This window comes from Acinetobacter sp. yr461, from assembly GCF_900110445.1.
In the GTDB taxonomy this organism is placed as follows: Bacteria; Pseudomonadota; Gammaproteobacteria; order Pseudomonadales; family Moraxellaceae; genus Acinetobacter; species Acinetobacter calcoaceticus.
The window spans coordinates 329177-349076 of sequence record NZ_FODU01000001.1 but is presented as its reverse complement, the minus strand read 5'-3'; the positions used below and the strand labels follow the sequence as shown (position 1 = coordinate 349076).

20 protein-coding genes and 1 pseudogene are annotated in these 19900 nt (G+C 36.3%); 15 read left to right on the top strand and 6 right to left on the bottom strand.

Features of this window, described 5'->3' with window-relative positions:
• Positions 1 to 432 precede the first annotated feature (432 nt).
• Positions 433 to 1254 carry an OXA-213 family carbapenem-hydrolyzing class D beta-lactamase gene (gene blaOXA, locus BMW38_RS01680; RefSeq protein WP_092705567.1) on the top strand — a complete coding sequence of 274 codons (822 nt, stop codon included), beginning with the start codon at positions 433 to 435 and terminating at the stop codon, positions 1252 to 1254.
• Between the two features lie 66 nt (positions 1255 to 1320).
• Here blaOXA and BMW38_RS01675 read toward each other — a convergent pair whose 3' ends face one another.
• Both BMW38_RS01675 and BMW38_RS01670 read right to left on the bottom strand, forming a co-directional pair.
• Positions 1321 to 1866: a GNAT family N-acetyltransferase gene (locus tag BMW38_RS01675; RefSeq protein ID WP_092705566.1), complete on the bottom strand. Its 546-nt coding sequence runs from the start codon at positions 1864 to 1866 to the stop codon at positions 1321 to 1323.
• Positions 1863 to 2456 (bottom strand): helix-turn-helix domain-containing protein, encoded by a 594-nt coding sequence (locus tag BMW38_RS01670; protein ID WP_092705565.1) that lies wholly within the window; start codon positions 2454 to 2456, stop codon positions 1863 to 1865. The genes BMW38_RS01675 and BMW38_RS01670 overlap by 4 nt, the downstream gene beginning before the upstream one ends.
• A gap of 239 nt (positions 2457 to 2695) precedes the next feature.
• Between BMW38_RS01670 and ruvC the strand changes: the two genes are divergently transcribed.
• Entirely contained in the window at positions 2696 to 3241 is a 546-nt protein-coding gene (gene ruvC, locus BMW38_RS01665; RefSeq protein ID WP_003651385.1) for a crossover junction endodeoxyribonuclease RuvC, read from the top strand.
• A gap of 7 nt (positions 3242 to 3248) precedes the next feature.
• Here ruvC and BMW38_RS01660 read toward each other — a convergent pair whose 3' ends face one another.
• Complete coding sequence (locus tag BMW38_RS01660) at positions 3249 to 4706, bottom strand: NAD(P)H-hydrate dehydratase (protein WP_092705564.1); 1458 nt, start codon at positions 4704 to 4706, stop codon at positions 3249 to 3251.
• 26 nt (positions 4707 to 4732) lie between these two features.
• On the opposite strand from BMW38_RS01660, the gene queG reads away from it, so the two are divergent.
• The gene (gene queG, locus BMW38_RS01655; RefSeq protein WP_213031079.1) at positions 4733 to 5827 is read left to right on the top strand and encodes a tRNA epoxyqueuosine(34) reductase QueG; all 1095 of its coding nucleotides are present in this window, start codon (positions 4733 to 4735) and stop codon (positions 5825 to 5827) included.
• Positions 5828 to 5920: 93 nt separating this feature from the next.
• Entirely contained in the window at positions 5921 to 6910 is a 990-nt protein-coding gene (gene bioB / locus BMW38_RS01650) for a biotin synthase BioB (protein ID WP_004642579.1), read from the top strand.
• 48 nt (positions 6911 to 6958) lie between these two features.
• Here the strand turns inward: bioB and BMW38_RS01645 are convergent, their stop codons facing one another.
• Both BMW38_RS01645 and BMW38_RS01640 read right to left on the bottom strand, forming a co-directional pair.
• Positions 6959 to 7171 (bottom strand): hypothetical protein, encoded by a 213-nt coding sequence (locus BMW38_RS01645; protein WP_004642577.1) that lies wholly within the window; start codon positions 7169 to 7171, stop codon positions 6959 to 6961.
• Between the two features lie 63 nt (positions 7172 to 7234).
• The gene (locus BMW38_RS01640; protein ID WP_092705563.1) at positions 7235 to 7585 is read right to left on the bottom strand and encodes a hypothetical protein; all 351 of its coding nucleotides are present in this window, start codon (positions 7583 to 7585) and stop codon (positions 7235 to 7237) included.
• Positions 7586 to 7994: 409 nt separating this feature from the next.
• Between BMW38_RS01640 and BMW38_RS01635 the strand changes: the two genes are divergently transcribed.
• The 8 genes and pseudogenes from BMW38_RS01635 to BMW38_RS01600 all read left to right on the top strand — a co-directional run bounded on the left by BMW38_RS01635 (position 7995) and on the right by BMW38_RS01600 (position 15539).
• The gene (locus tag BMW38_RS01635) at positions 7995 to 8567 is read left to right on the top strand and encodes a fimbrial protein (RefSeq protein WP_004642576.1); all 573 of its coding nucleotides are present in this window, start codon (positions 7995 to 7997) and stop codon (positions 8565 to 8567) included.
• Between the two features lie 73 nt (positions 8568 to 8640).
• Entirely contained in the window at positions 8641 to 9384 is a 744-nt protein-coding gene (locus BMW38_RS01630) for a fimbrial biogenesis chaperone (RefSeq protein ID WP_092705562.1), read from the top strand.
• Between the two features lie 134 nt (positions 9385 to 9518).
• Positions 9519 to 11969, top strand: coding sequence for a fimbria/pilus outer membrane usher protein (locus BMW38_RS01625; RefSeq protein ID WP_092705561.1), 2451 nt, complete (start codon positions 9519 to 9521; stop codon positions 11967 to 11969).
• Positions 11966 to 12985 carry a fimbrial protein gene (locus BMW38_RS01620; RefSeq protein ID WP_092705560.1) on the top strand — a complete coding sequence of 340 codons (1020 nt, stop codon included), beginning with the start codon at positions 11966 to 11968 and terminating at the stop codon, positions 12983 to 12985. The genes BMW38_RS01625 and BMW38_RS01620 overlap by 4 nt, the downstream gene beginning before the upstream one ends.
• Positions 12986 to 13548: 563 nt before the next feature.
• On the top strand, positions 13549 to 13728 hold the full coding sequence (locus BMW38_RS01610; RefSeq protein WP_092705559.1) for a hypothetical protein: 180 nt from the start codon (positions 13549 to 13551) through the stop codon (positions 13726 to 13728).
• Positions 13729 to 13812: 84 nt separating this feature from the next.
• Positions 13813 to 14341 (top strand): annotated as a pseudogene (locus BMW38_RS19740) (AraC family transcriptional regulator); the annotation flags it as partial.
• Entirely contained in the window at positions 14333 to 14815 is a 483-nt protein-coding gene (locus BMW38_RS19735; protein ID WP_348271186.1) for a helix-turn-helix domain-containing protein, read from the top strand. The pseudogene BMW38_RS19740 and the gene BMW38_RS19735, both read left to right, overlap by 9 nt.
• Positions 14816 to 14912: 97 nt before the next feature.
• The gene (locus BMW38_RS01600) at positions 14913 to 15539 is read left to right on the top strand and encodes a sterol desaturase family protein (protein ID WP_092706090.1); all 627 of its coding nucleotides are present in this window, start codon (positions 14913 to 14915) and stop codon (positions 15537 to 15539) included.
• Positions 15540 to 15631: 92 nt separating this feature from the next.
• Here the strand turns inward: BMW38_RS01600 and BMW38_RS01595 are convergent, their stop codons facing one another.
• Positions 15632 to 16483 carry a LysR family transcriptional regulator gene (locus BMW38_RS01595; protein WP_092705558.1) on the bottom strand — a complete coding sequence of 284 codons (852 nt, stop codon included), beginning with the start codon at positions 16481 to 16483 and terminating at the stop codon, positions 15632 to 15634.
• Positions 16484 to 16577: 94 nt separating this feature from the next.
• Between BMW38_RS01595 and BMW38_RS01590 the strand changes: the two genes are divergently transcribed.
• The 3 genes from BMW38_RS01590 to BMW38_RS01580 all read left to right on the top strand — a co-directional run bounded on the left by BMW38_RS01590 (position 16578) and on the right by BMW38_RS01580 (position 19887).
• Complete coding sequence (locus BMW38_RS01590) at positions 16578 to 17507, top strand: DMT family transporter (RefSeq protein ID WP_213031078.1); 930 nt, start codon at positions 16578 to 16580, stop codon at positions 17505 to 17507.
• Positions 17508 to 17761: 254 nt separating this feature from the next.
• Positions 17762 to 18226 (top strand): hypothetical protein, encoded by a 465-nt coding sequence (locus tag BMW38_RS01585; protein WP_092705557.1) that lies wholly within the window; start codon positions 17762 to 17764, stop codon positions 18224 to 18226.
• A 245-nt stretch (positions 18227 to 18471) separates the two neighbouring features.
• Positions 18472 to 19887, top strand: a complete 1416-nt coding sequence (locus BMW38_RS01580; protein WP_092705556.1) for a purine-cytosine permease family protein — start codon at positions 18472 to 18474, stop codon at positions 19885 to 19887.
• Positions 19888 to 19900 lie beyond the last annotated feature (13 nt).

Genomic DNA, 19900 nt, shown 5'->3' with positions numbered 1-19900 from the left:
GTTGCAAATAAGGATTAAGCATTCCTCTTAGCTCTGATTGTTCTTTCTAATTTCTAAAAATTAATAAAAACTATCGCATCGGCAAGAGTCTGCAATACTAGAGTACATTTGATTTTAACTCGATAAAAACAAACATGCTTCATTATTAATGAGTGCTGTATCAACTTTATCAAGTGCCACTTCAATCAGATTTTAATTTTTTTATTCTATTTGAGCGAGAATTCGTTCAAAAAAGAACTTCTTTAGTCAAATAAAGTCTTATTTGCTTAACAAATTTAGGAGCATTCCTTTGTTTATGCTTTACTTTTAGAGGACTTTAAAAGCAATACCGACATATCAACCTTCATAGATAGCTTACATTTTACCTATCTAAAGACAGCTCTATTCAAGTTAAATTAATTAGTAATACTTCAAATTAAATTTAGTCAGATTATGTATAAAAAAGCCCTTATCGTTGCAATAAACCTCCTATTTTTATCCGCCTGTTCTTCCAATATGGTAAAACAACATCAAATACACTCTATTTCTGCCAATAAAAATTCAGAAGAAATTAAATCACTGTTTCATCAGGCACAGACCACGGGTGTTTTGGTGATTAAGCGTGGGCAAACAGAAGAAATTTATGGAAATGATCTTAAAAGAGCATCAACCGAATATGTTCCCGCTTCTACTTTTAAAATGTTAAATGCTTTAATTGGACTTGAACATCATAAGGTAACTACAACTGAAGTATTTAAATGGGATGGGCAAAAACGTTTATTTCCTGATTGGGAAAAGGACATGACACTAGGCGATGCCATGAAAGCTTCTGCAATTCCAGTTTACCAAGAACTAGCCCGACGAATTGGTCTGAATCTTATGTCCAAAGAGGTGAAAAGAATTGCTTTCGGTAATGCTAACATTGGTTCAAAAGTAGATAATTTTTGGCTCGTTGGCCCTCTAAAAATTACACCTCAACAAGAAACCCAATTTGCTTATCAATTAGCCCATAAAACTCTTCCATTTAGCAAAAATGTACAAGAACAAGTTCAATCTATGGTGTTCATAGAAGAAAAAAATGGAAGTAAAATTTATGCCAAAAGTGGTTGGGGATGGGATGTTGAACCACAAGTTGGTTGGTTAACAGGCTGGGTCGTTCAACCACAAGGAGAAATTATCGCATTCTCACTTAATTTAGAAATGAAAAAAGGAACTCCTAGCTCTATTCGCAAAGAAATTGCTTATAAAGGCTTAGAACAACTGGGTATCTTATAAGTTGAACTCTATAGCCCAAGCATAGATTGGGCGATTTCTTTAATTTTAAAAGTTGAACCTAATTTATTAGCCATCAGCTGGATGTAATGGCGTATTTAAATTTAACTGATAAAAAGCAGCATCCAGCCATTCACCAAACTTAAAACCGACTTGTTTAAAAGTACCTGCATGGATAAAGCCCATTTTTTCATGTAAACCTATGCTTGCCTGATTGCTCGCATCAATACAACCAATCAATACATGTAACTCGGCCTCTTGAGCTCGCTGAATCAGCTCTTGCATTAAAATTTTGCTTAGTCCGCTACCACGATGCTCATGATGAATATAAATACTATGTTCAACGGTATATTTATAGGCAGGAAAAGCCCTAAAGGTTCCCCAGCTCGCAAAACCCAATAACTTGTCAGTCTCATCAACAATACCAATGACGGGAAAACCATTTTGTCTTTTAACCGAGAACCAGTTTTTCATCGACTCTTCAGAGCGCGGTAAATAGTCATATAGAGCGGTAGAATTGATAATTGCTTCATTCAGAATCTCTAATATAGCCCCTGAATGTTCTGCTTCATTACAATCAATCAAACGAAAATTGGAATTGAGGGAAAAGGTCATAAAGATTCCTTAAGGGCAGAGACGAGTTGACTAGAGACGACTAAAATATAGCGAGCGACTTGAGATGAATTATTACTGTATATAACGGGCTGGTTTAGTTGCATTGCCAAACAATCCCCTGTGCTTAAAGCATAAGAAGATTCACCTAATTGAATATCAATTTTCCCTTCAACTACCCAAAGTTGCTGTTGTACCACCTTGGAAGTTTCACTAATTTCATAAGTAATTCGTGAGTGAGGGGGAAATTCAATTTCAACAATTTGAAATGAGGACTTCCAATTTGGAGGTGAAATTTGACGGCGAATATAACCAGTTTCCGGGTCTTTCCATTCTGATTGTTGACTACGCCGAACAATGGGCTGAGGTGATTGATTACCTTGCTGGTTAGCGAAGAGTTGAGTCAAAGGTACATCTAAACCATTTGCTAGCTTTTCAAGGACAACCGCTGTTGGGCTGGCCTCACCTCTTTCAATTAACGAAATAGCAGAACGGCTCACTTGGCATCGTGTAGCAAGAACATCAAGGGTATATCCACGAGCTAAACGCAGTTCACGTACTTGCTGTGCGATGCGAATATTAATATCTTCCATGCACCCACAAATTCAAATTCCAAAATTATAGACAAATATTCCACTAAAATAGAATCCTGTCAATTATTAAAGAATTTTATCTTTTTTAGAAATCTTGAAAAACTATTCTTTGTAGTAACCAAAATAGAATCTATTAAAAAACGAAAAATAACCATTCATAAGTGACTTGCTTAAATAACTCATGCAGATCATATTTTGGTATGTAACAATAGCTTTAAATTATTTATGTAAGCCTTCGCATGTCTTTGATTATTGGGATTGACCCTGGTTCGCGCTTAACAGGTTATGGAATCATTGAAAAAGATGGTAGCAAACTACGTTTTATCGATGCAGGTACTATCCGAACAGAAACTAAGGAAATGCCCGAACGCTTAAAACGTATCTTTGCTGGTATTGAACGTATTGTTAAATTTCATGGTCCAACTGAAGCTGCCGTTGAGCAAGTGTTTATGGCTCAAAACCCCGATTCGGCTCTAAAACTTGGTCAAGCACGTGGTGCAGCAATAGCAGCTTTGGTCAATTTAGATTTGCAGGTTGCAGAATATACTGCGCGCCAAATTAAACAATCTGTTGTAGGTTATGGAGCCGCAGACAAAGAACAAGTACAAATGATGGTCATGCGATTACTTAACTTGACCATTAAGCCTCAAGCAGATGCGGCAGATGCACTAGCAGCAGCAATTTGCCATGCTCATGCATCTGGAAGTATGAGCAAACTGTCTGTCCTTAATGCCTTAGGTGGCATGGCACGTGGACGAAGCCGCTCTAGCAGTCGCAGACGTTAACGCTTTATTAGTTTACGACTTTTGTAATTGCCTGATTCATCTCAAAAGCCTGTAAACCACGCATACCTTGTTTTGCAAGTTGGTCACCAGCCTGAGCATGAAGGGTAACAATTTCATGTAATGCAATTGCCTTATGGAATTGTGCTTTTAGACTCGCAATCATTCCTGCTAGCACATCTCCCATCCCTCCAGTGCCCATACCAGCATTCCCTTGGGTACAAATATAAAGAGCATCTTCTAAGATCAGACTACCTGCTCCTTTAAGCACCCACTGTCCTGCATATTTTTGTTGTAAGGCATAAATTGCAGAGATTCGGTCATTCTCAATCTGAGTAGTAGAACACTCAAGTAATGTTGCAGCTTCTCCAGGATGAGGTGTTAGATAAATATGTGCATTCAATTTTTGAGGCTGTTTTGCTAGAAACCATAAAGCATCTGCATCTAAAACAATCTCCAGATGTTCACTCTGATTTAATAAATTAAACCATTGTCGGTAGATCTGCTTTGCCCAATCATCACGCCCTAATCCCATCCCAACACACACTGCATCAACCTGAGATAAAATATCTTTAATAGACTTTTCATTTAGGGCATTAATATCACGGAGCATAATATTTGGTGCACGAGACAAAATAGCCTGATGATGGTTTTGATGACAAACCACCGTGACTTTACCTGCTCCTGCATGAAAAGCAGCCTCGGCAGCCATAATTACAGCACCGCCCATTTGTTCATGCCCGCCAACGACTAAAACATGCCCATAACTCCCTTTATGACCAAATGCTAATCGCTTAGGAAGTTTAATATTTGTTGATGTTAAATAAGCTAACGGTTTCAGTTCTTGGTCTATAGGAATTAAATCAATTAAATGAAGCTCACCTGTATATTCTTTGCCTTGAGCTGTAAATAATCCGGCTTTAAGTCCTAAAACTGTAAATGTATGATCAGCCCTTATTGCACAAGGTAAAGTACATCCTGTATTTGCCTGCAAACCGCTGGGTATATCAACAGAAATTTTTAGGCCCGTTTGTCCATTAAATTGTTGAATAGCCTGTTGCCAATGAATGTTTAATTCTCGATTTAAACCAATACCAAATAAAGCATCAATATGGCAATCAAAATGCTTTGCGAGTTCAAAACCTTGATGAATTTGTACCAGTTGATCTTTTGCAAATTGCACAGCTTGATGTAAATCTGCTGAAGCCCCTACTTCGGATGCAAAGATTTGAACATTCCAACCTGCTTGCTTTAAATAAGCTGCTATAAAATAACCATCACCAGCATTGTTGCCTTGCCCACACCAAACAGCAATATTTTTAATAGACTGCTCTTTAAAAAGTTCAATTAACTGTTGAGCAATTGACCAAGCCGCTTGTTGCATTAAACCTAATGATGAGTTTTGCGCAGCAAACCAGCGTTGCTCCCATGCTTGAATATCATCGCTATGGTAAACTACCATCTGCATATTATTATCCTCTTCTGTTTTGATTTATGACATCTTCCGATACATCACGCATTACGGTGCAACAACTTGATCTTCATGAATTAAAAGCATGGATCAAGGCTCAAGCTTTAGACTTGGGTTTTGCTGATTGTGTCATTGCAAAACCAGATGCTCAAGATCAAATGCCACGTTTTTTAGAGTATCTTGAACGTGGCTATCATGCAGATATGACCTATTTAGAGGAAAATCTAGAAAAGCGGGCTGATCCAACATTATTAGTTCCTGGCACAAAAAGTATTATCTGCGTTCGCATGAACTATCTGGTCGAGTCACCAAAGCCACGTTATGTACCTTTTGAACCGAACTCTGCCATTATCGCCCGTTATGCACGTGGTCGAGACTACCATAAGGTCATGCGTGGTAGATTGAAAACTTTAGCCATACGAATTCGTGAAAAAGTTGGTGATTTTGAATCACGTCCTTTCGCTGATTCAGCACCTATTTTTGAAAAATCATTGGCTGAAAGTGCTGGAATGGGTTGGACGGGTAAACATACTTTGCTCATTCACAAAAAGTCAGGTTCTTTTTTTGTATTGGGTGAACTATTTACATCACTCGATTTACCTTTTGATGGCCCAACAACCTCTCACTGTGGTTCGTGTAGTGCTTGTATTGATATTTGTCCTACACAAGCAATTGTAGAACCTTATATGCTCGATGCAAGACGTTGTATCGCATATTTAACTATCGAATATAAAGGAATTATTGCTGAAGAATTACGCGCAGGTATCGGTAACCGGATTTTTGGCTGTGATGACTGTCAATTGATCTGTCCATGGAATAGTTTTGCCAAAACTGCATCCATTAGCGATTTCAATCCTAGGAATGGTTTAGACAGCATCAGTCTTTTAGACATCTGGCAATGGGATGAAGCTACGTTTTTGGCAAATACGGAAGGCAGTCCAATCCGCCGGACAGGTTATCAATCTTTTAAACGTAATATTGCTATCGGTTTAGGAAATGCTCCTTATTCAAAGGAAATTGTAGCTCAACTACAAAATGGCAAGATTTTGCATGATGATATTGTCAACGTGCATATTGATTGGGCAATTGAACAACAACTTAATCAACTTCAGTCATGAAATTAAAAAAATGATGTTTTTTGCCCTATAGCTTTAATACGAATTCTGTATGATTATGTATAGTGAATTAATGCCATCATCATGGATATGACAATGACTCTACGTAATGATTGGAATCGTGAAGAAATCCAAGCTTTATATGAACAACCCTTTTTGGATTTAGTTTTCAAGGCTCAGCAAGTACATCGCGAGCACTTCACTGCCAATGCGATTCAGGTCAGCACCCTTTTATCGATTAAAACGGGTAAATGCCCTGAAGATTGCAAATACTGCTCACAATCCGCACATTACGAATCAAAACTAGAAGCAGAAAAACGTATTGCTGTAGAAAAAGTGATTAGCGAAGCAAAAGCTGCAAAAGATTCAGGTTCTTCACGTTTTTGTATGGGTGCAGCTTGGCGTAACCCACATGAGCGCGATATGCCTTATGTTTTAGAAATGGTACGTGAAGTAAAAGCTTTAGGTTTAGAAACCTGTATGACTTTAGGCATGCTTAACCAATCTCAAGCAGAGCGCCTACAAGTTGCTGGTTTAGATTATTACAATCACAACCTAGATACATCTCGTGAGTACTACTCACACATCATTAGCACGCGTACTTTTGATGATCGTTTAAATACCCTAGATTATGTTCGCCAAGCTGGCATGAAAGTTTGTAGTGGTGGCATTGTAGGTTTAGGCGAAAGCCGTGATGACCGTGTTGGTTTATTACATGAATTAGCTACCCTACCAATTCATCCTGAATCTGTGCCAATTAACATGCTTGTTCCAATTGAAGGAACGCCGTTAGCAGATGTTGAGAAGCTTGATGTAATTGAATGGATCCGCACTATTGCTGTTGCGCGCATTATTATGCCGCATAGCTATATTCGTTTATCCGCTGGTCGTGAGTCATTAAGTGATTCAGATCAAGCATTAGCATTTATGGCAGGCGCAAACTCATTATTCTCTGGTGATAAGTTACTCACCACACCAAATGCAGGGGAAGGTAAAGACCAAGCGTTGTTTAACAAACTCGGCTTAACCGCAGAAAAACCAAAACCAACAGTTGCTGATCTATCAGTAAATGCTATGAGCGCATAACTCAAGGCAGTAAAATAAAAAAGCCCTGAAGAATCAGGGCTTTTTTATTTAAACAGAAGTAACTAAAATTCCATAAGTGGCATTAAGAAATGTCCCGACTCGAACAATGTCTTTTCCTGCTGCGTGCGTTACAGACAACTCTTGGCTTAACACATCAAAATTAAAAGAATCAAAAACATCCTGATGATGTAAAAGCCAAGTCACTGTATCTGCTATATTATCATCCACAATATAAGTTAAAGCCTTAAAGTCTTTACTCATAAATCACTCTTAAAAATAAATTTTATGAATTTTATATGAGTTAACTCTACCTTAAAAGAGAATCTAAGCTGCTTTAGGGTTCACTAAAGAACGACCCAACAATAAGCTTGTCAAAGCTTGTGGTGAAAATTCCAAAGAAAGTACATGATTCTTGAGGTTAACAGAGTGCTTACTGATCAATGGAAGTAAACCGTCTTCTGTTTCAAAGACGTATTCATCTGCAATATTTAAGATACCCTCAAGATTAGTTGTACTCGAAGCAAGATCATGACTAAAGATGTCATAAATCGTTTGCAAGTTAAACGTTGTCTGCTGCTCCGTTGGGTGCTTAATGAGATAATCCTTTAAAAACAAAACTAGCTTATGAGCAAAGAAAAAGTAATTAGGTTTATAGCTATACTTCATACTATTCATGGAACGGAACTCCAGATTATCTTTTATTAAATTACAACTAAAACAGTAGGAATTGAATCTTAAAAAATTCTTAAAAAAACAAATATATTCACAAGATAAATTAAAAATAATTTTATTGTTAAAAAACATTGGGTTAAATCAAAAATATAGACAACTTCCATCTTAAATTCTTTAAAGTTAGATTAATTTAATAAAATACAATTACTTAAATATTACGAGTTTTTTCATTTTATTTTAAAAATGAATCACACATTATTTTACCAACTGATAAAAAATATATTTCCAAAATATTTATTAATAAAAACAACCTATCAAAATATATATAAATATAATGTTTTTCTTGTTTTTTGGTTGAAAAGTGATATATTTCCTTCGCCTTACTTAAGCAGAATAAACTTGCTGAAAAGTAATGGAATTTATTTTAAAAGGCTATTCTGGGGATTTTATGAAAAGATTTATTTTTATGGCGGCGGTTTCTCTCTTAAATATAACAAATGCACAAGCTGCAGATGGCACAATTACTATTAATGGTCTTGTCACAGATAATACTTGTACGATTGATACTGGAGATAAAAATCTAACAATTAACCTGCCTACAGTTTCATCTCAAACCTTAAAAAATGCAGGTGATGTAGCTGGTCGCACCCCATTTCAAATTAATTTAACGAACTGTGCTTCGGCTGGTAAAGTAGCCACCTATTTTGAGCCAGGTGCTACCGTTGACTTTAATACTGGTCGTTTATTAAACCAAGCAACCTCGGGCGGGGCAACAAACGTGAATATCCAGTTGCTAGGCAGTAATAATGCTGTAATCCCTGTACTCGCTACAGGCACGAATGCAGCTCAGACCAACTCACAATGGGTGAATGTTTCAGCAGGTGGTGATGCTGACCTTAACTATTATGCTGAATACTATGCTACAGGCGCCTCTACTGCGGGTACGGTAACATCGCAAGTAAAATACACCATTATTTATCAATAAAATTAAAATTGAAGCTTCTATTTAGAGATAGAAGCTATCTCCTATCTATTATTCATTATTGAGAATATGACTCATGCTTTTTCGTGGTCGTAAGTTTTTTTGGGGATTAGTTTGTCTACAGGTAGCACTGACTACCACAGGGCATACTGAAATTGTTTTACATGGAACTCGTGTCATTTATCCTTCCAATGCACGTGAGATCACTTTGCAACTGAGTAATAACGGTACAGCTCCCTCTCTTGTTCAAGCTTGGATCGATGATGGAAATGCAAAGTTGACTCCCGATGAAGCAAATGTGCCCTTCATTATTACTCCCCCGATTTCACGAGTAGAAGCGAATAAAGGCCAGACCTTAAGAATTACAGCTCTGCCTAATACTTTTCAATTAAATCAGCAACAAGAATCTATTCTTTGGCTTAATGTTTTAGATATACCTCCTAAACCGGAAGGAAAAACTCAACAAGACCAAAACACCTCTATTTCTAATAATTTTTTACAGCTTGCTGTTCGTTCGCGCATTAAATTTTTTTATCGCCCTATAAATCTAAAAGAAAATATTGAACAACTAAGTGAGAAAGTTCAATGGAAAATGAATGATCAATATCTAATAGTGAAGAACCCGACACCCTTTTTCCTGACTATTAGCTCCATTTTTCAGGGAAGTGAAGGCCATAAAACAGACTTATTACAGCAAGGATTAATGGTTGCCCCTTTTTCCGAAGATAAAATAAAACTAAAAACTAAAAATTTAGCCGATATGAGCTTTGTATATATCAATGATTATGGTGGAAGAGTTGAGCACCCAATAAAGTTCTAACCTTACTGTATTACTTAAGAAAACCTAAATACCTATCATGAATAGGCTCTAAAACTATGTCTAAATGGTTTATACCTTATATATGTTTAAAAAGCCCTTTTACTTGTTATGTGGCCTCAAGTATTGCGGTATTTATGCCTTCGGCTGTATATGCCGAAAATAGTACCGATGTTTCAGGTTTCTCAAAAGCAGAGTTTGATAGTAATTTTTTAGTAGGTAATGCGCAAAAAATTGATATTGGTCGTTTCAAATATGGAAACCCCATCTTAGCTGGTGAATATAGCTTAGATGTCTATATTAATGGTCAATGGCTGGGTAAACGACGTATGCGCTTTAACGCACATACTCCCAATGCAAATGCCGAAACCTGTTTCACAGAAGCCATGTTACTAGAATATGGCGTAAAAGCTGAGGTGCTTAGCCAACATTCTCATACATCATCTCTTTCTTGTGACACACTTGGGACTTGGATAGATAATGCTTTTTATTTATTTGACAGCTCCCGTTTAAGAATTGATATTTCTATCCCCCAAGCCACATTAGAAAAAAATGCACAGGGCTATATCGATCCACATTTTTGGGATCAAGGTATTAATGCAGCTTTTTTGACATATAACGCGACTGCTTATCGGATAGTTAACGAACAAAATGAAAGTACATATGCTTTTATGGGGACGAATCTTGGAGCAAATTTAGCGAGTTGGCAATTGCGCCATAATGGACAATGGAAATGGCAAGACCATACTGATAATTCTTCTTATACTTCAACGAATACATATATACAAAAAGCATTTCCGAAAATTCATGGCGTTGTGACTTTAGGCGATTATTTTACTAATAGTGATTTTATCGATTCGTTACAGTATCGCGGGGTAAATATTTCAAGTGATGACCGAATGCTTCCAAACAGTATGCTCGGTTACGCTCCCAGAGTGAGAGGTTATGCAAAAACCAATGCGAAAGTCGAGGTTAGGCAACAAGGCAATTTAATTTATCAGACAACGGTGCCACCCGGAAACTTTGAAATTAATGATCTTTACCCAACGGGGTTTGGAGGCGAGCTACAAGTTTCGGTAATTGAATCTAATGGAATAATTCAAAAATTCTCTATTCCCTATGCTTCTGTCGTCGAAATGCTACGCCCTCAAATGAGTCGATACTCTTTTACTTTAGGGCAGTTTCGAGATTCAAACCTTAGCCTAACTCCATGGCTGATACAGGGTAAGTATCAACGAGGAATTAATAATTACCTCACAACTTACAGTGCGGTTCAAGCGACCCAGCAATATCTCTCGTTATTACTAGGTACAGCTTTTTCAACACCAATTGGAGCTGTCTCTTTTGATGCCACTCAATCAAAAGCTAAGTTTGATCATCAATCTAAAATGACAGGGCAAAGTTATCGTTTAAGTTACAGTCGACTATTTTCTCCAACAAATACTAATTTAACATTAGCTACTTATCGCTATTCAACAGAGAACTACCTCAAATTGCGTGATGCAATTTTAATTCAAGATTTACAACAACAAAATATTGATAGCTTTTCCGTAGGAAAACAAAAAAGTGAATTCCAGATTACTTTAAATCAAGTTCTTCCAAAGCAATGGGGAAATTTTTATTTAGTGGGTTCATGGACAAACTATTGGAATCAACCCACGACCAATAAACAGTTCCAATTAGGTTATAGCAATCAATTTAAAGATTTAACTTATAGTTTATCCGCAATTAGCAGCGAGATTAATGAAGGCGGCACTCGCACAGGTCAAGATACGCAGTATCTTGCTTCTTTATCTTTTCCATTAGATTTTAAGAAAAATTCTCTGACTTTTAATAGTGTTATTGGTGAGGATAGCCAGACTTTAAGTTTCAGTGGCTTTACAGGAAGTCGCTTAAACTACGGCGCATCAATTTCTAATCAGGATCGTGGTCAAACCAACCTGAATATTAATGGTACCTATAAAACAAACTATACAACACTTGGTGCTTCATTAAGTCACGCAGATTCATACCAACAAGAAATGCTTAACTTCAGTGGCAATGTTGTTGCACATTCCCAAGGAATTCTGTTTGGGCCAGATCAGGCTCAAACTATGGTGCTGGTCTATGCACCGGATGCTACGGGAGCACAAGTCGGTAATACACCAGGGCTCAGTATTAACAAAAAGGGATATGCCGTTATTCCTTATGTTACGCCTTATCGTATGAATGACATCAGTCTTGATCCACAAGATATGTCCACACAAGTTGAACTTGGTGAGAGCAGTTTACGGATTGCTCCCTATGCAGGCTCGATCACTAAAGTTCAATTCTCAACAAAAAAAGGTTATGCACTTTTTATTAGTACAACAACATTAGATGGCTCACATCTACCTTTTGCCGCACAAGTGTACAACCAGAATAACGAAGTAATAGGTATTGTCGCGCAAGGCAGTCGCATTTATTTACGAACACCCTTAACCCATGACCATTTATATGTGAAATGGGGAAATACGAGTACTGAAAAATGTGAAATTGAATACGATATAGCGGATCAAATAAAGCATAACAACCAACCAATTATTATGACAAAGGCAGTCTGTAAATGAATAATATTTTAAAAAGAATTGGATTTTTGGCAGTGAGTCTATTTGCTTATAGCCATACAAATGCAAATTGTAATTTAAGTAAAGGATTTACTACCGTCGATATTCCGATGAATATAGGTAAAATCGTAGTAAAACCAAATGATCCAATAGGAACGATCTTACAAAAGAATACTTTTACAGTATCTCCTAATAATTCGACTGCAACTTGTAATCGAGCGAGTGATCAAATTATTGCAGCTCTCCCCTTAAATTATCCAATTAGTCCTATAGGGAATAATGTTTATGCGACTAATATTCCAGGTATTGGTATTCGACTTTATCGCGAAGCTGCCGATGCTTCAGATTTTTCAGGATATTATCCCTATAGACGTACATTAACACCCAATCAAACATATACACTTTCCCCTGGGTATTTTGTTATGGAAGTTATTAAAACTGCCATGACAACAGGCTCTGGAGCACTAGTCGCAGGCCGTTACAGCACCTATTACGTATCAGGACAACAGAACCGCCCATTTTTAACCACTACCGTATTAAGTAATGCCCCTATTCTTATTGCGTCTTCATCTTGTGAAATTCAAAATGGTGTAGATTCACCAGTTCAACTTCCAACCGTGATGAAATCAGGCTTTAGAGCGATTGGGTCAACCCAAGGGGAACAGAATTTTAATCTATCAATCTTATGTAATGGTGGCGAAAACAACTCTGGTATCGCTACGAGCAATACGATCAGCTTAAGTTTTGATTATAATTCTGATACCTCCAATAATCAGGTGATTAACAACAGTGCCGCGAATTCAATCAAAGCCAACGGTGTGGGTGTCGAACTGTTATGGAATATGAATGGAGCAAATCAGCCGATTCAAAAAGCAAGCAAACTAAATATAGGTATGGTGAGTTCCAACCAAACTGTTGAATATGATGTTCCTTTAACTGCTCGTTATTATCAGACCGCCACCAATGTGACCGCAGGTGAGGTTAAAGCCACAGCGACGGTGACGATTCAATATGATTAACTATTCTCTATAAAATTACTAAAAACAAATAAGCTTAATGCTACCAAGAGAACTCAAAAAAACTAATGTTTTTCATACTTTGTAGTTCTATTAAAAAATCACATAAAAAAATGCTCATAAGCAAAAATAGCAAATGAGCATTAGTGATAACCACTTAACCTGAAATACAAATTGTGGGAAATAGATCACAACTTGCATGGGTATAATTTCAAAATTCGGCTTAAAGATCAAGTCTTTTTTTTAACAAAAATTTAAAAACCAACCATAACATATTGTTTTAAATAAATTAAAAAAATAAATTTAATTTATAATCGCTATTTTATAGTGCTTCTAAAGAATTATCATTCTATATAATTAATAAAAACTTAATTTTAAGAAAAATTAAAAGACACTCCTCAAGTCGAATAAACTTAAATTTAATTTAATTTCAAATAGTTAGTCTAAAATCATAAAAATTTAAACTTTAAAGAATTACATAATTTATAATAAAAAAAACATAAATAAATTTAGAAATCCCCTTCAATTGCAAATAATATGTTTTAGACTTTTTATCAGAACGTAACATGCTCATTTTTTGGAAAATATTATGTATCTTATTACTAAGTCTAGGTGCTACAAGTATAGGTTTTGCGATTAGTAACATTGATCTTTTTCTTTTTTTTATAGGTTTACTTTTTTTAACCTCCTTTATCTTAGCTTTAAAACAAGCACGTGAAGATGCGGGTTTCTTTCCTGATCATTAAACTAATATAAGTTTCTGAGATATAGAATCAGCAATAAAATCATGATTGAATATGCGCTATAGTTTATAGAGTTGTCATCAAATTATGTCTAAAAATTCTTCAGACGCTGGAATTTTTTTATGGATGACTTACCAGACTATGCAAAAGATGGGCTTAGATGCAGCATCTATTTTTGCAAGTGTAAATTTGCCGAATCACCCGCCTGATAAAAATATTCGTAGAGATAATTCTACCCAACACCGTTTTTGGACAGCTGCTGAAGAAATCAGCCAAGATCCTGATATTGGCTTACATATAGGTAAACAAATGCCCCCTTTCCGGTTTGGTCATTGAATATCTATTTTTGAGCAGCTCTACATTTGGTGAAGGATTGCAGCGCGCGATAAGATATCAAGCACTACTTACAGATGTCTTTAGCCTTTCCTTAACCATTAATGAAGATCAAGCAATATTATCGGGTTTTGAGCATCCCGTAAGACATTATCTAGAATGTGGGATTGGTATTTTCCTTAATTTTTTTAAATATATTACTAATAATGAGTTCAGACCTAGTCATATTACTCTACCTTATCAACAAGATGCCTCGGCTGAAACTTATCAAGAGATGTGGGAATGCCCCATCATTTTAGGCCAAACAAAAGGTGCTATAGTTTTTCCTAGTGTACTATTAAATAAGACCTCGCCAGCTGCTGAGCCAGAATTATTAAAAATCCATGAAACTCTTGCTGAACAGCAGTTATTAACATTAGAAAAGCATCAACTGATTCATGCAATTGAACGTTTACTTAGTAATGGATTACTTGAATCTGGGCAATTTGATCAAAAATTGATTGCAGAACAATTAAACCGCAACCCTCGTACTCTTCGCGCTGATTTGCAAGCTATTAATACAAATTATGAAAAGATTCTAAATCAACATCGAGAAAAACTTGCCAGACGTTTGCTTGCTAATACACAAGAAACTATTGATCAAATTGTTTATTTAACCGGTTTTTCAGAGCCCTCTGCGTTCACGCGTGCATTCAAACGATGGACCACTGAAACTCCAAGTGCTTATCGACAACGTAAACAAAAACAATCAAATTGATTCTAAAGGCAATTGGTCTACTGCCTATTAGGTCAAAGGGATAAAACGTTCTTCTTTTACAATGGCTTTAAATTGTAATTTAGAAGAAGTGACCAATATGCTTGGATTCCCTGTAGGTGTTTTTGTAGCAAATGGCTTGGAATGGTACTTTCATAAAGTTTGGCTGCATGAGTTTCCAAGCCAGTATCGTAATAGTCCATTTTTCACCCATATCGCACATCATAAACGTGCCCGTTTAAATGGCTTCCATGATGAAGGCTATGCCGAATCTATGCTTAAAAATGCTGAAATTTATAATGAAAAAACGGCCTTAATTGGATTAGCAGGTGCTGCTACCATTTTTTTACCTGTAGCTCCTTTTTTTACAGCTGGACTCTATTATGGTTTATGGAATTATTGGCGCGTGCATGCCAAGTCTCATTTAGACCCAGAATATGCAAAAAAGCGTATTCCTTGGCATTATGATCACCATATGACAAGTAATCAGAATGCGAATTGGTGCGTTACCAGACCTTGGTTTGATTATATTATGGGCACAAGAGTAACTACCGAAGAATCTAAAACCGAAACTAATCCTTTAGGGATAAAATTACCTAAATGGGTAGAAAAACCTATTAATTCGGCTACTAGACGTTTACTTGCTAAATCCTACATTAAAATTGATTTAAACTCTAAACAGGATCAATCTAATTTACGTAAAGGTATAGAAGTTAGTCTGACCTAGCGTATTGATCTAACTAAATTCAAAAGAAGCTGCGGGGAAAATGGCAGCTTCTTTAAACAGACGTCTAAGCGTTAGCATTTAACTAACCAAGTTTAAGTTCTAAAAGACTCGAAACAGCTCATCAGAAAATCCATTACAACACGTATTGCAGGACTATGTCGTAGATCTTCATGGGTTACCAACCAGATTTCAGCACTCATAGGATGATCATCTTGCAATCTGACCAAGTTACTCAGTGTGCCTAAAAAATCAGGTAACACAGCTAACCCAGCTTCGCCACATGCTGCCCTCCACTGAAGTTCAGGATGATTTGTAACCATTACAGGTTCTTTATTGCCTAATCTTTCTTTTAACTTCTGCTGTTTTTGACCATGTACCCCCCCGACCTCTACGCTGATCCACTCATAACTTTCAGAATCAGTTGAAGCTAAATAATTTGGAGCAGCATATATTCCAAAAGGAATTTCACCTACTTTACGAGCAACTAAGTTTTCATCTTTAGGACGTCCAAATCGTACAGCAATATCAGCCTCACTATGCTGCAAAGAAACATAATGAACATCGCCGAGTACACGTAATTTTAATTGGGGATAATGACGATAAAACCTTCCCAAATGAGGCATGATAAGATGCGCAGCCGTTAAAGGAGGCATACTAATAGAAACACTACCCATCACTTCTTGCTGACCAGCCTGAGTTAAACGTTCAATAGAAAACGTTTCTTCCATCATACGAGCGACTACTTGTGCAAGACGTTCTCCATCTGGGGTAAGTATGTATGTGCGTGGTCTACGATCAACTAATTTGAGTTTTAAATTTTGTTCTAGTTGAGCAATTCTTCTGGATACAGTTGCATGGTCTACCCCCAACTTTCTTGCGGCAGCTGACAGTGACTTCTCTTCGGTAAAAACTGAAAAGTAATGTAAATTTTCCCAATCAATCATTGTGCAAATTTTCACATTAGAAGTGTATTAATACGGAATTGTACACCTTTATATAATTGCCCAGAATAAAACCTTTCTTAGTGGGAGCCTGTCGATGAACAGAACGGTGGCTTATGCCTATGCTGGTGTTGTATTAACGATGTTTTTTTGGGGATCAGCATTTAATGCAATGTCTTATATTATTCAACATATGCCTCCGCTATCTGCCGCATCTGAACGGTTTTCAATTGCAAGCCTAGGCTTACTTCTGATCTTTTCAATAACAGGCAAGCTAAGATGGGCAGCCTTAAGTCAAAATTTATTTATCTATCTTATTATTGGGGTTGTCGGTATTGCAGGATTCAACATAGGTTGTTTTTATGGCTTACAGACTACATCTGCCGTGAATGGTGCTTTAATTATGGCAACCACACCGTTGATGACTCTATTAATGACAATTATTTTGGACGGTGAAAAACTTACCGCCAGTAAATTTTTAGGTGTTTTATTCGGCTTAAGCGGTGTGTTACTCGTCATTAGTCAGGGGCATATAACAACTTTACTTCACCTGAAAATAGACATTGGAGATCTATTTATATTATTAGGGGCTTTTGGATTTTGCTTAGCAAACGTTCTATCTCGCCGCTATGTAAAAAATGCCACGCCTTTAGAAACAACGACTTTTTCTATGATGTTCGGGGCAATAACCCTTGGCGTGTTAAGTATGATATTTGAAGATCCTCTTACAGCCATCACTTCTGCGCCTGTAAATGCACATCTGGCCATGGGTTATGTGATTATCTGCTCTACAATGATTGCTTATTTATTCTGGTTTAATGGCATACAAAAGTTAGGAGCTGGGCGTGCTTCCGTCTTTTTTAACTTTGTACCTGTATTTAGTATGCTGATCGCCCTACTTACAGGGCAGTCTCTCAATATCTGGCAATTAATAGGAACAGCTTTAGTAATGCTTGGTGTAATGAGTAGCGGGGGGGGTTTTAAAATTAAAGGCACGCCTCTTATAGTAAAACATTGTACAAAATAGGAAATATGCTGCTACATTAAAAATCATATGTTTATCATGTAGCAGCATTTTCAAATAAAAAATAGAAAAAATATTTACTTAATAAACTCTTTAATCTTATAAGTTTTCTTTTTAAAAATATATTTTTACATTTTCAATTATTTATCACAAAAGCTCATCTTAATTATTGCGTTGTAACAAATAATATATGTTTCTCTAAAACTTAATAAAATATTGCCGTATATAGTTTTAAAACAACCCAAGGAGATATTAAAATGAAGCTGGATTTCACCACCATTGAAAAGCAAGCCCAATTGCTGCAAGAAGAGCAAGAAAAAATTGGACAACAAGATCATGATTTTCAAATCGCTTTAGATAAGCATAGAGAATCTTTAAAGAATTTATTTAAAGAGCTTTTTCATGATCAAGAAATTAAAACAGAAAATGGAGGCCACTGTTGTGTAACATTCGGAAATTTTAAAATTTCTTTATTAATTGAAACTGCTAAATTTGAGAATGGTGTACCGGTAAAATTAAATTCAGTAAATCCTATTATTGTGAAATTTAAAAAAGACAAACCAGTTGCAAAAGCACAATTTACCGATGCAACTCAATATCTCGATAATCATTCAGAAGCTCCAAACTATCAGTATTATTATAAACAAGAAGATAAAACCCAACTCATCCAATTTTCTGAACTTCCAACTTTTTTTCAAGCTATCTTAGACACTAATGTATAAAGTCAGGCCCTCAATAGAGGGCTTTTTTATATATTATTTTTATATCATTTAAATCTCTTAAAAATAATATCAGTCTAATTATTTTTTTATTTATCTATGAAATATTTAAGCCACTTTTAGGTTCTACAGCCTCAAAAAGTATTTGATTCTTTTTAAAATTACTTGTATATACATGTTTGTATTTGTTTGTACAAATGCAGACTTAATAAAAATAGAGTGGACTCTTAAAGGACAAGGAGAGTGTAATGGACTCATCGGCTGAGAAACCAAATAGTAGTTTTATTGAAAACCGAAGCATTGATTTTATTCCAGAGAATGAAAGACATGGCGGAGTGTTTGCCCAATTCACCCTCTGGTTTGGTGCCAATTTACAAATCACGGCTATTGTGACGGGTGCACTAGCAGTTGTATTAGGTGGTGATGTTTTTTGGTCGATTATTGGTTTATTTTTGGGACAGTGTTTTGGCGCTGCTGTCATGGCTCTACACGCTGCTCAAGGTCCAAAACTTGGCCTTCCACAAATGATTTCAAGTCGTGTCCAATTTGGGGTATATGGTGCGTGTATTCCAATCATACTCGTCTGTCTCATGTATCTGGGGTTTACTGCAACTGGTGAGGTACTCGCAGGTAAAGCAATTGCACATCTAGCACATGTCAGCAATACAACTGGCATCTTAATTTATGCTTGCTTTATTATCTTATTTGCAACGATTGGATATCGCTTAATTCATGTGGTAGGCAAAGTAGCCAGTATTATTGGCTTGATTGCTTTTGTTATTATTCTGACTCAAATTTTAGCTCTTTCTGATTTCTCAGAACTCTTAGCAGTACGTCATTTTAGTTGGTCTTCATTTTTGTTAGCAGTTTCACTTTCTGCTTCTTGGCAAATCTCTTTTGGACCTTATGTTGCAGACTACTCTCGTTATCTTCCAACTAAAACGTCTTCATCTCGCGTTTTCTGGGCCGTTGGCTTAGGTTCTTTATTAGGTTCACAGATTTCCATGACCTTAGGTGTTTTGATTGCTCAGGTTGCAAACGGGAATTTTATTGGAAATGAGGTTCAATATGTGGTTGGAATGAACCCCATCGCCTTAGTTGTTACCTTCTTATATTTTAGTATTGCTTTTGGCAAAGTTACTCTGACGACCTTAAATGCTTATGGTAGTTTTATGTGTGTTGCTACAGTTTGGAACAGTTTCAAATCGACAAATCAAATCTCAAAAATAACAAGATTGCTCATTGTCCTTGTTATGGTTGTGATCTCAACCTTTATAGCAATTATTGGCGAGCACACTTTCTTAAGTGCTTTTAAAGCATTTATTTTGTTTTTACTTACTTTTTTTATTCCATGGAGCGCAATTAATCTGGTTGATTATTACTTTATCTCTAAAGAAGAATGTGATGTAGATGCGCTCTATGATCCAAATGGCAAGTATGGTCGCTGGAATCGAATTGGTATTGCTTGCTACTTTTTAGGTATTTTGATTCAACTGCCATTTATTGATAGTAAATTCTATACGGGGCAAATTGCTGCAATGTTAGGAGGCATAGATCTATCATGGCTAGTGGGACTTATCTCTACAGCACTGATTTATTATATTTTCGCAAAAAAAGCTCAACTAAAGTTTTCAAAGCAATTCGTCATTGATCAAACCAAATAGTACAACTCAATAA